The sequence below is a fragment of the Vibrio sp. MarTm2 genome (assembly GCF_027587055.1).
Classification (GTDB): domain Bacteria; phylum Pseudomonadota; class Gammaproteobacteria; order Enterobacterales; family Vibrionaceae; genus Vibrio; species Vibrio sinaloensis_D.
On sequence record NZ_JAPPTK010000021.1, the window covers coordinates 1 to 14,836 of the forward strand.

At 41.7% G+C, this 14,836-nt stretch carries 14 protein-coding genes; 7 read left to right on the forward strand and 7 right to left on the reverse strand.

What is annotated here, in order from left to right:
* Together OH458_RS21320 and OH458_RS21325 are read right to left on the reverse strand one after the other, a co-directional pair.
* The coding region (locus OH458_RS21320; RefSeq protein ID WP_269979759.1) for a nucleotide triphosphate diphosphatase NUDT15 at window positions 1-409 on the reverse strand (409 nt) is incomplete at its 3' end.
* A 166-nt stretch (window positions 410-575) separates the two neighbouring features.
* Complete coding sequence (locus tag OH458_RS21325) at window positions 576-1,409, reverse strand: toll/interleukin-1 receptor domain-containing protein (protein ID WP_269979760.1); 834 nt, start codon at window positions 1,407-1,409, stop codon at window positions 576-578.
* Between the two features lie 418 nt (window positions 1,410-1,827).
* On the opposite strand from OH458_RS21325, the gene OH458_RS21330 reads away from it, so the two are divergent.
* The 7 genes from OH458_RS21330 to OH458_RS21360 all read left to right on the forward strand — a co-directional run bounded on the left by OH458_RS21330 (window position 1,828) and on the right by OH458_RS21360 (window position 9,907).
* Window positions 1,828-2,322: a permease gene (locus OH458_RS21330; RefSeq protein WP_269979761.1), complete on the forward strand. Its 495-nt coding sequence runs from the start codon at window positions 1,828-1,830 to the stop codon at window positions 2,320-2,322.
* Between the two features lie 19 nt (window positions 2,323-2,341).
* Window positions 2,342-3,448 (forward strand): HlyD family secretion protein, encoded by a 1,107-nt coding sequence (locus OH458_RS21335; protein ID WP_269979762.1) that lies wholly within the window; start codon window positions 2,342-2,344, stop codon window positions 3,446-3,448.
* Window positions 3,438-4,430, forward strand: a complete 993-nt coding sequence (locus OH458_RS21340) for a DUF2955 domain-containing protein (protein ID WP_269979763.1) — start codon at window positions 3,438-3,440, stop codon at window positions 4,428-4,430. The genes OH458_RS21335 and OH458_RS21340 overlap by 11 nt, the downstream gene beginning before the upstream one ends.
* 300 nt (window positions 4,431-4,730) lie before the next feature.
* A complete protein-coding gene (locus OH458_RS21345) occupies window positions 4,731-6,263 on the forward strand; it encodes a transcriptional regulator (RefSeq protein ID WP_269979764.1) in 1,533 nt (510 codons plus the stop codon).
* A gap of 250 nt (window positions 6,264-6,513) precedes the next feature.
* Window positions 6,514-7,152, forward strand: coding sequence for a hypothetical protein (locus OH458_RS21350; protein ID WP_269979765.1), 639 nt, complete (start codon window positions 6,514-6,516; stop codon window positions 7,150-7,152).
* Between the two features lie 714 nt (window positions 7,153-7,866).
* Window positions 7,867-8,442 (forward strand): chromosome partitioning protein ParA, encoded by a 576-nt coding sequence (locus OH458_RS21355; protein ID WP_269979766.1) that lies wholly within the window; start codon window positions 7,867-7,869, stop codon window positions 8,440-8,442.
* Window positions 8,435-9,907 carry a hypothetical protein gene (locus tag OH458_RS21360; protein ID WP_269979767.1) on the forward strand — a complete coding sequence of 491 codons (1,473 nt, stop codon included), beginning with the start codon at window positions 8,435-8,437 and terminating at the stop codon, window positions 9,905-9,907. The genes OH458_RS21355 and OH458_RS21360 overlap by 8 nt, the downstream gene beginning before the upstream one ends.
* Window positions 9,908-10,053: 146 nt before the next feature.
* On the opposite strand, the gene OH458_RS21365 is transcribed toward OH458_RS21360, so the two are convergent.
* From OH458_RS21365 to OH458_RS21390, 5 genes are all read right to left on the reverse strand, one after another.
* Window positions 10,054-11,304 carry a VapE domain-containing protein gene (locus OH458_RS21365; RefSeq protein ID WP_269979768.1) on the reverse strand — a complete coding sequence of 417 codons (1,251 nt, stop codon included), beginning with the start codon at window positions 11,302-11,304 and terminating at the stop codon, window positions 10,054-10,056.
* Window positions 11,297-11,539: a helix-turn-helix transcriptional regulator gene (locus OH458_RS21370; protein WP_005475731.1), complete on the reverse strand. Its 243-nt coding sequence runs from the start codon at window positions 11,537-11,539 to the stop codon at window positions 11,297-11,299. The genes OH458_RS21365 and OH458_RS21370 overlap by 8 nt, the downstream gene beginning before the upstream one ends.
* A 90-nt stretch (window positions 11,540-11,629) precedes the next feature.
* Window positions 11,630-12,757 carry a hypothetical protein gene (locus tag OH458_RS21375; RefSeq protein ID WP_269979769.1) on the reverse strand — a complete coding sequence of 376 codons (1,128 nt, stop codon included), beginning with the start codon at window positions 12,755-12,757 and terminating at the stop codon, window positions 11,630-11,632.
* Window positions 12,758-12,829: 72 nt separating this feature from the next.
* Window positions 12,830-14,005 (reverse strand): site-specific integrase, encoded by a 1,176-nt coding sequence (locus OH458_RS21380; protein ID WP_269979770.1) that lies wholly within the window; start codon window positions 14,003-14,005, stop codon window positions 12,830-12,832.
* Between the two features lie 273 nt (window positions 14,006-14,278).
* A complete protein-coding gene (locus OH458_RS21390) occupies window positions 14,279-14,812 on the reverse strand; it encodes a DUF6817 domain-containing protein (protein WP_269979771.1) in 534 nt (177 codons plus the stop codon).
* Between the last annotated feature and the right edge of the window lie 24 nt (window positions 14,813-14,836).

Sequence of the window (14,836 nt, forward strand, 5' to 3'; positions counted from 1 at the left end):
CAATTGCCCCAAAGTCTACGGATTCCTTCAACAAATTAGTTAAAGGTAAGAATAGCGGTTCAGGGAGCTTGTCGAGTTCAAACCATTGCCACTGCTTACATTTGTTCGGCTCAGTAACCTGCGGCTCTCCCGTCAGGCAAGAAGCTACAGCAAACAATGTTACGTAGTGCTTACCTTCTTTTTCAAAAACATCGTTGGTGAAGGCTAATTTCTTAAATGAGTCTACTGTTAAATCTGTTTCTTCGAGAGTTTCTCTTTCCGCGCATTCTTCAATACTTTCACCCAATTCAAGATGCCCACCAGGAGTCGCCCAAGTATTAGCCCCATGAGAACCAATGCGCTCTCCAAGCAAGATACGACCTTCACGCAAAATGACTGCAGCCACTCCTACTCTCACTTCCTTATTCACTATTTACTCCTTTGTGAATACTTGTTTGCCTAACGCCCAATTAAGGGGTGAGTAACGCTACCACCTGACCTAAAGCATTGTACCGTAACCACTACAATTGAAGTTGATGCAAAAATGCCAAGCGTTGGGAATCCCTCTTAAATTGTTTGTTATAAGCGAACTCACGTTAACTAAGGATTTTATCCAAACGGTTACAAACTCGGTCTCGTTTCCTTTCCCAGCTTGAAAAGCTAAGCTTATTTTTAATGCTGAACGTTTTTTCAACTTTATCTTTAAATGAGTTCAGTTTCATCGCATCAGTCAAGACCATACCTTGAGTTAATGGCAGTACACCTTTTATATCTGAGTATGAAAGTGGCGGGACAACAAGAGGGATATGCTCTTTCGATAGCACCCAAGCAGCACCCATTTCGCACATGCAGACTGGGCTAGCGTAAAAGTTTTCAGATAGAACAAACAAAACCATTGAGTCTGATGACAATTCATTTTTGATAGCATCAAGAAAATTTTCACCAAGCTCAATTCCATACCCTTCAAAGGAGGTACAAAAGATTTGATTAGATTCAACCCCTATAGCTTCAAGCAGCTCAATAATTTCCTCAACAACCTTGCCATCGTTTGAAGCATGACTTATAAAAATTTTATTAACTTGTGTTGTTTTTTGATCAGCTATCGTCACTGTATCATTTGAAGTTTCCTCCTCAATTTCATTAATATATTCCGAAATTGATTCTTTCAGCATCTTGAAGTCTTCACGGAAGCAACGTAAATGGTCATCCGAACAATCAATACCAGCAAAAATGGGGGAAGTCTTATAATAAAAATTAAGTGCATTAAAGTGCTGAAATTCCGTAGAGTCTTTACCAAATATTTTAATAAGATTTCTCTCTACTGAGTTTTTCCAATGCTTAAAGTCAGGGTCACTACTATCTTCTCTTGTTACAATAGAAGCTTTCTCTAAAAGCTTTTTAAGTTGATTAATTTTATATTGATTGTCCATTTTTACTCCAAGCTTATAACGCCCTGTTAATGTGTAAACAATGAAAATAAAAAACCATATTAAACAACAAGTTGAATTAACATTATCACTATAACATTATTTTCATGTAGTAAATGTGTAGCTTCAAAATCGTACAAGACTCACCCAAAATGAAAGGCAGTATTTCTTCATTTCTAAAACACTATTGGACACAAATCACTTAGAGCTAAAAACTATATTGCTTTTTTGACCTAACTTTTACTATTCCAAAACTTAAGCCACAACGCGTTGTCGAATCTCATTATTGAACCCTTTCTACAATCATCAGGTAAACCAATGTTTATTTGGCTAAAACAGTAAAAAATGATGATGTTCTATATGCATTTCTTCGTATAATCCTGTCATACTCAGTAGTTTTATCATTTTGGAGATTTTGTCCGTGGATATCAAAGTGAAAGATTCATTGATTGGTGGCGTGATTAACGGCGTTATCAATGGTTATATTGCGAGCCACCATTTCAAAGGAATGGATAGCGTACCGATGTCGCTTAACGTGATCACGAATTCTGAAGTGACTGTGTGGGGGCAAGCGGTATCTCTAACTTTTGGTTTAGGGATCATTTTGTCGTTGATCACATCCAAGCTATTTATTCATCAGCTCAACAAATCCCACCCACAACACATTAGTCAGCTTCAGAGTGGTTTTTGGTCTCACCTTGTTCCTATTGCAGTCACCAATGCAGCAGCGCTATTTGGCTGGTTTGTGGCTATAGCTGTGATCTGGACTAAATACGCTGGCGAAGTGATGGTTTCTTCTTCAAGCGCTGTTGCACTGGTTGGCCTATTTGCATTCATCATTACCATTGCCGTCGAAGTACGAACTAAGAAAAGTATCATTTATAAAAAGATAAATTTACTGGAACAACCTCAGTAAACGACAGTAGGAACAGAAAATGTCAGATAACAATGTCCAAACCAGTGCTGAGCATAGCGATAAAAAAATTAGCCAAGCTCGCTCTTTCACTTACTATATTTTTGCCTTAGTTGCTGCTCTTTGGCTTTACACCTTATGGGCGGACAGAATGACGCCAATGACAGATCAAGCTAGAGTAAATGGCCAATTGATCCGCATTAGCCCAGAAGTCTCTGGCCCTATTTCACAAGTACTTATTACTAACAATAGTATTGTCAAGGCAGGAGATGAACTCGTCACGATCGATCCGCGTCCTTTTGAATTAGCCGTTAAGGCCGCCAAATTTGATTTGCAACAAGCAGCTCAGTCTTATGAAGCGGATTCAGCAGCAATCAGTGTCGCTCAAGCAAATGAAGTCGCAGCTCGTGTTAAGGTCAATAATGCCAAGAAGAATGTGGGGCGTAATCGCGTTCTCGCCAATAAAGGAACGATAAGTCAAGCGGTAATGGATAACATAATCGCCGAACTAGAGACGGCCCAAGCGGGGTTGGCTCAAGCGTCATCAGCACTAGAAAAAGCGAAACAAGAGTTTGGCCCGAGAGGAATTGATAACCCTGAAATCCAATCGGTATTAAACCGACAAGAGCAGGCTCTACTAAACCTCAATCAAACCAAACTGACGGCACCTTCTAATGGTGTTATCACTAATATGGATGTTGCTGTTGGCGATTATGCTGCTGCTGGGCAACCACTTCTTACCTTTATCAATAACAACAACTTATGGCTGACGGCCATGGTGAGAGAGAATTCACTGGCTCATCTAAAGCCTGGCGATAAAGTCAAAATTGTTTTTGATGCAAACCCTGGCGAAGTCTATAAAGGCAAAATTTCTTCAATCGGTTGGGGCAGTAGCGGTAATGGTAGCCTTGCCCAAGATGCCAGTAATGGCCTTATGACGTCACCAACAAGCAGTTCAAAAGCGCAGCGTTTCCCTGTCAATATCGAGTTCACGTCGTTGCCTGCCGATCTTAATCTAAGATACGGCGGTCGAGCTGTGGTGGGTTTCTACCCTGATGAAAGCTACCTAGGTGAGAGACTACAAGACTTGTGGATCTGGGCATGGAGTTATATCAGCTATGTATCATAGTGCCGCTAACCCAATTATAAGAGTTGCGGTATTCCCTGTCCTTTTGCTGTTTTGGCAATACGTATATGGGACGGATTTGCCTTTACTCGCTCCAGCGATGTGTGTGGTTTTTCTCACTACAACTCATGAACCACCGCCTGTCATTATGGTATTTGTTATGGGGGGCATTTTATTCATTACTGCTTGGTTTCAGGCACTAATGAGTGAACTATTGATTGATTACGTACATGTTTACTATCTGTTCTTGTTTGGAATTTTTTACTGGTGCATGGAACGTACCAAGAAGAACCCGCAAGATGTATTTGCTATCTTGCTGATTGTCTCTACCGCAATGGTTGCGGTATTTACGCAACAGAAAGGGATTAACGTTGAACAAATCCCTATGGCCTTGCTAAAAAATATTTTTATCGCTGGCTTCACCGCCTATTTGGCCTACCTACTATTTCCACGAGGTGAGCCACTCGCGATAAGCATGCCACCTGTCAATTCGACAACGAAATATTTGCTTGATTGGCAAACCTTACTCAAAGCGATCATTGTCATGACCATGATGGTGTGTACGATACAATTGGACTTAGAGCAAAGTACGATTATTACCATCATCGTCGCGTTAATGATTAAAGATCCTGATCCTAGTATTGGTAAAGATTATGGTTTAAGAAGGCTGTTTACAACATACGCGAGCGTGCTGTATGCCATTCCTCCTCTAATCATGAGTTTGCTGCAAGTCAATTTGGTAGGAACTGTGGGTTTTGCTGTCGTCAGTGCTTTATTTATGGGGATTCATGCCGTTACAAAGAAAGCTAGCTATAACTCAATTCAACTGATGTATTCCAGTTATGTGGTTTTAGTATTCTATGGGATTACTTCAACAAGTATCAGTGCGATTTCAGATGACCTCGTGCGTTTTACTTCGGTTTTTGCCGCGGTATTAATCGGTATCATGAGTTTGATTATCTTATACCCTAGAACTAGAACTTAATGCCACGACAACCAAGCCTAGGTCCAACTCGGCTTGGTATGCCTGAAACTTGCCGTATTGGCTAACAATCAACCAAAATACTTCTGATCTACTTCAAAAATGAATTACACAACAAAGCCTGTATCAAATACTATCGCAAACAATCTGGATTCTTAGACAACCTAAAAGCAACACTCCCCTACGCTGAATCTACGACGACGGCACTACCTACAGACTGGCATCAAATCCCAGGTTCCGCTAATCTGGGTTTTGAGTTTAACCAGTGATACACTTGGTGTGAAATTTCTCTGTGGAGCATTTATGACTGACATCTTGTCCTTAGCCCTTTTAGATACTGCTCAAGTAAAAATCGCCAACCTTACCTACGACCCCAAAAATAAGACATTAGCCAGCCAAGATAAAGTAATCGAACTTGAACCACGAAGCATAGAGCTACTTGAACTATTATTACGGAATATAGGTGATCCCATTTCTAATGAGGAAATCATAGAAAAAATATGGAGCAATAAATATATATCAAAAAATGTAGTAACAAATAGAGTAAGTACTTTGAGGGCGCTCTTAAAAGAACATCTCGTTGGGCTTCCCCCAACAAGACTAATTGTTACGTACCCCAAAAAAGGGTACTTCATCCCAGAAAGCCTCATTTCTTTATGTAAAACCGACAAGAGCAGCTCCCCTTATCCAACGATAAGCAAACCTTTAAAAAAAAATCGAGAAATCCCCTTCACTCTAAAGCCTAGTCTTAAGTTGCGAGGTTTGAAACTATTCCTAATTGCGATTGTCATTTTATCACTCAGTTTTAGTGTCATTTACTTTGAAGTGGAAAAAGAATTCCATGATGAAACTCCTTTGGTTTCAAAAGTACAATTATTGCTGAATAAAATTGAATGCAAAAATGATGGTGCTAAACAATACTTACCTGCACTAAAATCTATGCTCCTACAAAGCCAAAATACTTATAAATATACGGAGTTGACTAACATAAAGTCACCAAGTTATTTTTTACGAAGCTTGGACTCTTCGTGCCGTTTGCCTGGTTCTATGGGTAATAAACGCCCATATGATTTCCAGTTATCTTTCAGTGTATGGGTTGATAATGAGGATTCTAATAAGCAACTAAGCATTGAAGCAACTCTGTACCGCTCAGGTTCTAACAAAGTTGCATGGCGCAACATTTATAAGTCTGACCCAGCTAAGCTTCACTTGATAGTAAGCAAAATAACACAAGACTTGGCAGGATACTTTACGCTACCAAAACCCACCCTAAAGGCAAATGAATTAAAACTAGACAACCTGATGGTCACATCAAATGACGGTAAGTGGCAAACCTTAGCTACTAGCTCACTTACTTATAATGAGGTCTACTTTAAATCTCGTGAATTGTTTCTTTCGGATGCAACAGATGTAAACCTCAAGAGCTGGATTAATGATGTTGAACGCTCCTTTCCCATACTAGATCCTGAACTACATATTTGGCTAACTCTATTGACATTCAAAGCAAATAACAATCAAAAAAGCTTAGATATGCTCAATCAAGAATATGTAGAGGAAATAGCGGATAACGCTCTGATTTACTTGTTAAGAGCAAACCTAAATGCAAAGTTCGGTAACTTTACACTGTATCATGAAGATTATATCCGCACGATGTCTGCCTTGACCGCAATCGTAGAACCGCAGGTCATCATTAAACATTATCGTGATTCATCTTTATCTGAATCTTGTTTAGATGTTTGGATGCATGCCATGGTGTCACAAAACACATGGAACAAGCACTCAAAAATCACAAAAAACATAAAAGAGTTCTGCTCCAATGCCTACAAAGACCTTTAAAATCAACAGTTTAAATATTTTATTATTCTAATTTATGTTTTGTTTTCTTTCATTTTTTGCCATGCGAACACTAAACGAATAACGTATAGGCGAACTCAAGGATACGAGCGACGTCGTAGATTCCTATAAGTCTGGAATCTACAAGTGCATCCAAAACTTCAGATAAAAAAACCTGAAAGATGATGGTTATATTTGCTTAGGATAAAGCGCCAAGATTAATAGATTGAATAAAAAATTTAAGGCAGTAAAAATGTTACAAACAGCTGTAAAAACACTGGTCGGCTCGACATCATTGCTTCTCGTATCTGCGGTTCTTGCTGAACCATACGTAGGGCTTGAACTCGGTATTGGGAAATTTGATACTAAAGGAAGCTCTTCTGATTCTACGCTTAATGATATGGCCCAAAAGACAGCAGACAGTTTAGATACCAAAGTCAGTCTTAGGCTCGTCGGTGGACAGTATATAAAGGATAACATTCGCTTATACTTGTACGCTCAACAAGACGGGGAACTAGAGGTATCAGAGTCAAGCTCGCTCTATAAACTTACACATACATATGAAAGCTATGAATTAGGCTTTGGCTCGGATTATATATATAACTTTAATAATCAATTTAGTGGCTTCTTGGGAGCGTCTCTAGGTCATTATAGAAGCGAGCTAGGTGCACGCATAGAAGATAGCGAGGGCTACGATTCCGAAACTAGCAAGAAGTCAGGTCTAGTAACAGGCTTTAATCTGGGCTTGGGCTATAACGTAACAAAAAACTTCGCGCTGCAAGGTGGTTGGCGCTGGTCACATTACGCTGGGAACAAGCACAAAATTGATCCTATAACATACAAACTAGAGAGCTCAAACGAATTATACTTTGGTGCTGGTTATAACTTCTAAGCACCTACCTCATCAAATCAAAAAATAGTGAAGCTATCATGCTTTGATCGCAATATATTAAATTTGTAGGTATTATCCTTTTATCTAATACCTACAAACTTAACAATACATAAAACAACCTATCATACACAACCATATAAAAATCAGACGCGACAACTCCACCCTTTTTAGCTAGTATCTTTATTTAACACGTAAGCACTCATAGCAATCTTCTGCCAGTACTGTAATTTTGAATACTGCCTTAATACCAGAAACTTTCTCGACAGCTTCTTTAATATCAATCCAAATCGACAATGAAAATTCTTTGCTGTGATTTACTGCCTTGACACGTTCAAAAAGTTCCCGCATCCACCATACTTCTCATTGAGCAAGTAGGGTAAGATTAGTTACTCACGAAACGAGGTGTTTGGATATATACAGGAAAACTCGTATCGATTAGGGCAATTGAGTTGCCTCTCTTCCATCTTTAGTGTGTTGTGGATTAAAGAATAATTCTAAGGTCTAAATGCGAAAGCCCAGACTCTTTTTGTGTTTTCACCTACCCATACATTTCTGCATCATTGGAAGACGCTGTTCTTTTTGGTTTATTTCTAACTTTGCAATATATATAGACCTTTTGACTGGTTTTCTCAAAATTGAGAGCAGTTATGTTTGAACACCTCCCGTTGTTATAGGATATTGAAAGTTCATAACTATAAATGGAAAACCAACGACATGCGCTACATTACTCCAATATTGCTGCTTGCTCTTATAGGCTGTAAAGAAGAATCATCTCGCCCTCATACTGGCACCACCCAAATAGAAAAAACCCAAGAATTAACTGCTCTACTTCAATCTAAAGACACCGTCGATGAACAATTTGGTGTGCTTTATGAAGAATATGAGCACTTACTTGATAGAAGCGACTCACTTCCCGGCCCAGATGAAAATGGTGATGGCATTCGAGACGATATCGAGGCTTTTATTAATGCTCTGGAGGTGTCAGAACCAGTACGTAACGCGTTAAAGCAAAATGCAAGACAAACTCAAGAAAACTTATACTATGATTTTAGTGAGGCTACTGATTCCAACATCGATAAGGCATATGAAATTAGTCGTAAATATGACAAAGTCTTAGCTTGTAAAGATTTTTTAGGCATGTCTGTGGATGACAGTATTAATACATCTGAGACAATCACGTCACTCACTTACAATACAAAAGCTCGCACAATGGCCTACCTTGCCTACAACCATTTACTCGATGGCTCCGTCTCGACACTACTAGACGCCAAGGAGGAATATTGTGAGTAAAATCATCGTATATTCCCTCCTCCCTATTATCTTGTTTTCTCATCAGGCTTCTGCTAGCTCTTGCAACGTAGAAGGCTATACAGTCGGTTTTTTTAACGGCGTTGCGAACACCGAACAACAAGCCAAAAATGCATTAAAAAAGATTAAATCCACTTTAAATATCAAACAGCATCAAGGCGAGAAAGTGGACTACCAGCTTTTCTACAACGACTCTTATATCGGAAGCAGCGGAATTAATGTCCTTGGCGACTTAGCTGAAACATTCGACCAGCGCTTGGTAGAAATAGAACAAATACAATTCGAGAGATGGGAATTGTTTTGGGAGCTATTTAATGGTCGGGGTGATGGGACTATTGCTCAAAGAATAGGGGCTCTTATTACGACACCAATCTCTTTCTTAATTGATCTATTTACTCAACAATCTCACCTCATCATTACCACTTTCCTTGAGCGGCTAAACCGATTTGTCGATTCCCCTGAAACTGAAACTACACAAAGAAACCAACGCCTTATCAATGACGCACATACTTGGCAAGGTAAGAAGCTCATTTACTTAGCACACTCTCAAGGTAATCTTTGGGTTAATCGCTCTTTTGAGTATGTGACTGGCCAAAAAGGATACGATGAAAGTAATATTAAAGTCATTCATATTGCTCCTGCGTCACCAAAAACTAATGGCGATTACATTTTATCTGGCAACGATTTAGTCATTAACGGGCTTCAATTGACAGGGATAGGCTCAGTACCAACATACAACTTCACAGCAAAGTGGACTAAAGCTGACCGCTCTGGACACAAGCTTATCGAAATATACCTGACAGATCCCACTGCACTAAATATGCTCAAGAGTTCTGTTACCAGAGCTTTCTCAAGTGTACAAACCCCAAACATGGATGAGCACCTTTTCGAAATTACCTATGATTACAGTAAACACTTTGTCTCAACACATGATGTACCGACAATTGACTTAGTGGATAATAATGATGATTGGGCAGATCGCGCAGACATCTATCACAGCGATTCCTATCTTGAGGACACAGGGGGAGGACAATATCAGCTCCGTCCTGCTAAGGGTATAGACACCCTCTCCTTCACACACCATAAGAAGCCGCGAGATTTTCATACCGTTACCATCGATCAATGCGAAAAAATACCCAACGACAAGCCTTTCGTTTTGGGTGAATATTCAAAAGAAACGATGCCTCTATCGAGCTTATGGCCAAATTTACCTGACGACATATCTACAGATATTTCGATTCGCGATAGGTACGGCTGGGAACTTAACAAAGCTCGAGCATCTTATAATGAATACAGAGAATCGGGCCACCTCTACATCGGTAGCTTCGCAGGGTTTAAAGCCATTGAACCATACACAGATGAAGAAAAAGCCTATTTAGACCGGAACAAACTACAAGGTAAATATGAACTAGAAGCAGACTTCATCTTATTTGCAACACAATCATAAAATCTCGAGGTTGCACTGGCAATCGGATGTTATCTGACCACATGAGTTGGTCAGTGGCGGAGACCTTTTTATAAAAGGTGAAAAAGTTACCCCACCTACCCCACTTCTTATCAATCAGGTGGGGTAAGTGGGGTAGAAATGGCAACTTAGCGAAATGAAGTGTTGGGGCGAACGTCAGGAAAACAGTATCGGTTCGAGCCGTTAAGCAATCGCTTCTCAATTTTGCCTTCTTTGTGCAGTTGATTCAGCGCCTTACCCACCATATTGGCTTTCGATACATCGGCGTTGATGAGTTCGCAGATAGCCTTGGTGGATAACCACGCTCTCGCCTTACCGTGACACTCTTCAATATGGTCATTGAGCAGCGTATACCACGTCCCTTTATCCACGTATTGCGAAGAGGCATGAGACACTTGTAGTTGCAGCTCTGGTGGCAGCATCCAAGGGTGATGATTCACCATAAGTTGATACTTCACCTCTAACCAAAATTGACGCAGTTTCTCGGGCTCTTTGAGTGTAAGCTCCCCTGTCGATTTGTATTCCCAACCGAGCAGTTGATTTAACCCCGTCATATCAGTTTCACCCACCAATTCAATGACTGCGTACCGAGTGTTTCCTGTCTCGTCTTTTAGAAAGTCAGTACCGTTTACCGTAGCAATTAAGCTCGTCTGTCGGTCTTTTTTGATATCAGTGCGCGCATAAGGCGGCCTCACCGTATCGCGTGACCGAGTCACAAACGCTTTGAGCGCCCCTTGGCAGTTTTTAGTGGAGCGCTCTAACTCCCCAAGCTCCACTATCCAAGAGCGAATAACCGAGAGAACGCTGTCTTTGTTATCTGGGTTAAGCTCGGCCCCTTCTAGGAATGCATTGGGCATGACATTAGCAATGCGCTCAACAAAAGCCGTCTTTTTAAAGGACTGCTCACCTTGTAAGACAGGCACCAATTTGGATTTAAAATTAGGGACAAAGAGACTTGCTACACAGCCAACAAGCCAATGTAGCAATACCGCACTGGTGAGCTCTGGCTCTTTGGCCTTTAAACAGCTTAGCACCGCGTTAACTCTTGGCTCACCATCCCATTGACCCTCTAGCCAATCGGCGATGGGATGATAGCTACTTTTTAACGCCAGTGCACTGAAGTGGTCATCTATGGCGCTTTTCGGCATAGAGTAGATAGAAGCAAGCGAGATAAGCTCGCTTCTCACCTCTTCCGGAGTCCCGACAAAGACGCCCTGCTTATAGATGTCCGGCTCCAAGGTCATTTTGTTGTGCTTAGCTTCATAGCCTGCGCTATCAAGCAGCGCTTTCAGGTTGTCCGCCGTATTGAGCACAATGCATTGACCGGATTCTTTGTACTTCACATGAGGAAAGTTCGGCTCACAATTGGGGTTAAGCATGGAAGCCCTCCCCTTGTGATAAATGGTCGCGTTTTGTGTGGCTATCCAGCCAGCAATCTAAGTCTTCTTTGAGGTAACGAACCGCTCGACCAATCTTAATGAAGGGTGGCGCGACGGTTCGGTTTTTACGTGGGCCTTCCATTCGAGCTTGACGAAGGAAGGAGCGACTCATTCCAATGTAAGCCGCTGTCTCTTGTTCGGTGTATACACGTTTCTCTACGTTGCTTTGAGTCATGTCTGTGTCTCCTGTTGTTCACTGAGACACACGCTAAGACATCAAAACGTCATATGACGTTTACGATGACGAAGACAATGACGTTTTTTATTAAGACACTTCCTGACTTGTCTTAAAGAGACGCTTCGCCCCCGCTAAGACGTTTTTCCTAAACGACTCATAAGACATGGTCTTTTCCTTCTCGCCCCGTCCGAAATAAGAGAGAGTGTCTTGAGTCATGCTCTCAATCAACACATCGGTATCGTACTCACGTTGAAACTCATTTTGATTGACGTCTTGTCTTAGAATGTTCCACACCGTTATCGCTTTCACCTCTGGGTGCGTTTCTAAGATTCGAATGACAACATGAGCGAGTGGGTGCGTTAAGTAGCGTTGGTCAACCGAATCTAACCGACGCTTAACCGTTGAACTAACCGAAGGTAATGCGTTAGAAGCGTTAGGGTTAACCGAAGCTAATGCATTAGACCCGTTACAGGTAACCGGCGCTAAGCGCTCGTTAACACTACTTATAAAGGTTGAAGCACCGTTAGAAACACTCGTTTCAACGGGTACAGCGTTACTCGACGTGCTGGATTCAACAGGGTTAACCGAAGCGGTAACCGACACTAACGCGTTAGCTTTAAACACGTCAACGCCAAACACGCGTTGGATGTCTTCTAAGTCCACTCTCAATTGTGCAGGCTCAACGGTTACCGGAGTGGTTTTTAAATGGTATCTCGGTGGGTTGTATTGAGCTTCATCGTCCGCTTTCAAGCCAAATGACTTGCTGAACGTATTGGTTAACGCTTCCAACGAGCTATCAAGCGTTTGAACGCTTTGAATCTGGGTATAGGCAATAAGTGTTACCGTCGGTTGATTCAATACCCTCTCGTCCAGTTTAAAATCCGCGCTCACAACGTTACCAAATACGGATTTAACAGGTTGCCAATGCGTAATGCGTTGAGGTTCGAGAATAATTGCATGAGTACATGGTTGCGCCTTACCTGAAAATGCAAAGTTGAACGAGGTAGATTCAGTAAAACGAACCACCCCTTCATAGTTGAAAATGGCAGGCACACTTTTCGACGTGGGGTGAATCGCCCCCATCTTTTTGGATTTTAACACACCGCACAATGGCATCTTCTTTTGCTCCACTGCGTCCAGTACATCCCCTTTAGACAGGGTGGTTTTCTGTGATATCTCATCCAACCGGATAAACCGACGTTTTAGCTCTGTCATCGTCCTTAATCACTCCTTGAGTACTCATGTTCAATACAACCCGTTAAGGTTATCGAATTCACCTAATGCCTATCAACCAATCAGTTGTACCGCGGCGGCAGTATGAGCAGGCGCTAAATGCGCGTAACGCAGCGTCATTTTCAAATCCGCATGCCCCAACAGCTCACGAACTACATTTAAGTCGACGCCCGCCATAACGAGTTTACTGGCGAAATGGTGGCGTAAATCGTGAAAACGGAAGTTCTCAATACCAGCGCTTTTAAGTAGGTTTTGCCAAGGGTACTGAAAGAAGCTCACCCGCTTACCCTCATGAACAAACACATACTCTTCATTGAGGTTTTGAGCGCGCCATTGTGACAGCATGTTAAAGACCGTGTCGTTCATTGGTATGGTGCGCTTCTTCTTCGATTTGGCATTTTCAGACAAAATGGTGAGGTAGCGATTCTCAAACGACACACTCTCCCAGCGTAGCGTCAACATCTCGCCTTTACGCATTCCAGTATGCATGGCGAGTGTAATCAACGGCGTAAAGAAATCAGCGTACTGGTGAGCGTCATTGTCTTCGCATAACTGCGCTTCCCTAGCGGCTAACGCACTGAGTAGTGCCGCCTCTTCTGACTCAGAGAGATAACGGATACGCGTGTTGTCTTCTTTGGCTATTTTCACGCTTAATAAGTTGTGAGACTCGATAAATTCCCATTCCACCGCCCTATTTAACGCTGCCTTAAGCCGATTAAACGTATACTCAATCGTTGCAGGAGCTCGACCTAACTTACGCTTGTCGGTTACCCATTGCTGAATGTCCCACGCTTTGATGTCTTCAAGAGGTTTATCCGCTAAGAAAGCAAAGGTATTAGCGATGGATTGGTAAGACTGTTTCGCGGTTTTGGGGTTCATGGCAAACAGATAATCTTTGTAGTGCTCTTCGAGGTATTTACCTAACGTTAAACTTCGGCGTACCTCCGCTTTACGCTCTTCAGCGCGCTGGGTTTGAACATCCACACCACTGGCAACCAGCCCCGCCTTTTCCTTGGCTAAGTCTCTTGCCTGCGCAGGCGTCATTGAATCCGCAGAGCCGATAAGATAGTTGCGCTGCTTACCGTTCAGTCTGTAGTAGAAGTAGTACTTAATCGCGCCCTTGGGGGAAATACGGGCGTGAAAACCACTGATTTCTGTATCATTGAGACGTTCATCTTCAATCGTCAATTGCTTGATAGACGTGTTGGTGATCTTCTTCTTGATTGCCATTCAACAAACCTCCGTGTAGCAAATATGTAGCACAAAGATTGTACAGAAGCAGCATCCAATGAACAACCAGAAACAAACCACACAAACTTAAATCACTGAATTAAATAATAATTAAGTTCATTCGTGTTCATTGCGGTTTATAGAGAAACAGCCACAATTCACACTGTTAAGGTGTGAGCAACGCAATACAAAAGCTCCTGCATACCACCTTAAACACTAAACGCAACGCATAGTAAAAATGCCAAGCGTTGCGAATCACTCTTAAACAGATTGTTATGCGAAATTCGACAATGCTGATTTGTACGCCTTTCTAGCCTCGGTACTTAAGTAGCTGTCCATACCTTGGAACAGTTCAAATAGCTCAGCACCATATTTGAGCTTGAACTCTTCACTGTTATAGACAAGCTCTAGCTCATTAGCGACCGTTAACTCGCAAAACAACTTCACCGTTGCACTCTCGAGTTTGAATATTGAACCAGTAAATCTGTCTTTAAATTGGATTTCTAGCTCCTTGCCAAATTGAGGGAATACATAGTCTCGGTCGCATGAGCAATACAAATAAACCAATGCTTCTTCATCATTACCAATAATTCGCGCTATTTCTTGGCGCTGACTTAGCGACACCATATTTTCATCGAAACCCGCTGTTCCATACACGGCATGAAAGAGACCTGCGATTTGAAGTAACTCGCTACTACCCCAGTTAATTAGAACTTGTTCAGTTCCTTTCAGGTGTGCTTCCAATGAACTGTTAAGGTGCTGAAAATCACCCGCACCAAGCTCTTGAAGCATTACAAATTTATCCATAAACCTCAATTTCCTTTAGGTCGC

Excerpts from the sequence above, each read along its gene's own strand:
- OH458_RS21325 (WP_269979760.1), bottom strand. The coding sequence starts at position 1,409 with ATGGACAATCAATATAAAATTAATCAACTTAAAAAGCTTTTAGAGAAA.
- OH458_RS21335 (WP_269979762.1), top strand. The coding sequence starts at position 2,342 with ATGTCAGATAACAATGTCCAAACCAGTGCTGAGCATAGCGATAAAAAA.
- OH458_RS21340 (WP_269979763.1), top strand. The coding sequence starts at position 3,438 with ATGTATCATAGTGCCGCTAACCCAATTATAAGAGTTGCGGTATTCCCT.
- OH458_RS21345 (WP_269979764.1), top strand. The coding sequence starts at position 4,731 with ATGACTGACATCTTGTCCTTAGCCCTTTTAGATACTGCTCAAGTAAAA.
- OH458_RS21350 (WP_269979765.1), top strand. The coding sequence starts at position 6,514 with ATGTTACAAACAGCTGTAAAAACACTGGTCGGCTCGACATCATTGCTT.
- OH458_RS21355 (WP_269979766.1), top strand. The coding sequence starts at position 7,867 with ATGCGCTACATTACTCCAATATTGCTGCTTGCTCTTATAGGCTGTAAA.
- OH458_RS21365 (WP_269979768.1), bottom strand. The coding sequence starts at position 11,304 with ATGCTTAACCCCAATTGTGAGCCGAACTTTCCTCATGTGAAGTACAAA.
- OH458_RS21370 (WP_005475731.1), bottom strand. The coding sequence starts at position 11,539 with ATGACTCAAAGCAACGTAGAGAAACGTGTATACACCGAACAAGAGACA.
- OH458_RS21375 (WP_269979769.1), bottom strand. The coding sequence starts at position 12,757 with ATGACAGAGCTAAAACGTCGGTTTATCCGGTTGGATGAGATATCACAG.
- OH458_RS21380 (WP_269979770.1), bottom strand. The coding sequence starts at position 14,005 with ATGGCAATCAAGAAGAAGATCACCAACACGTCTATCAAGCAATTGACG.
- OH458_RS21390 (WP_269979771.1), bottom strand. The coding sequence starts at position 14,812 with ATGGATAAATTTGTAATGCTTCAAGAGCTTGGTGCGGGTGATTTTCAG.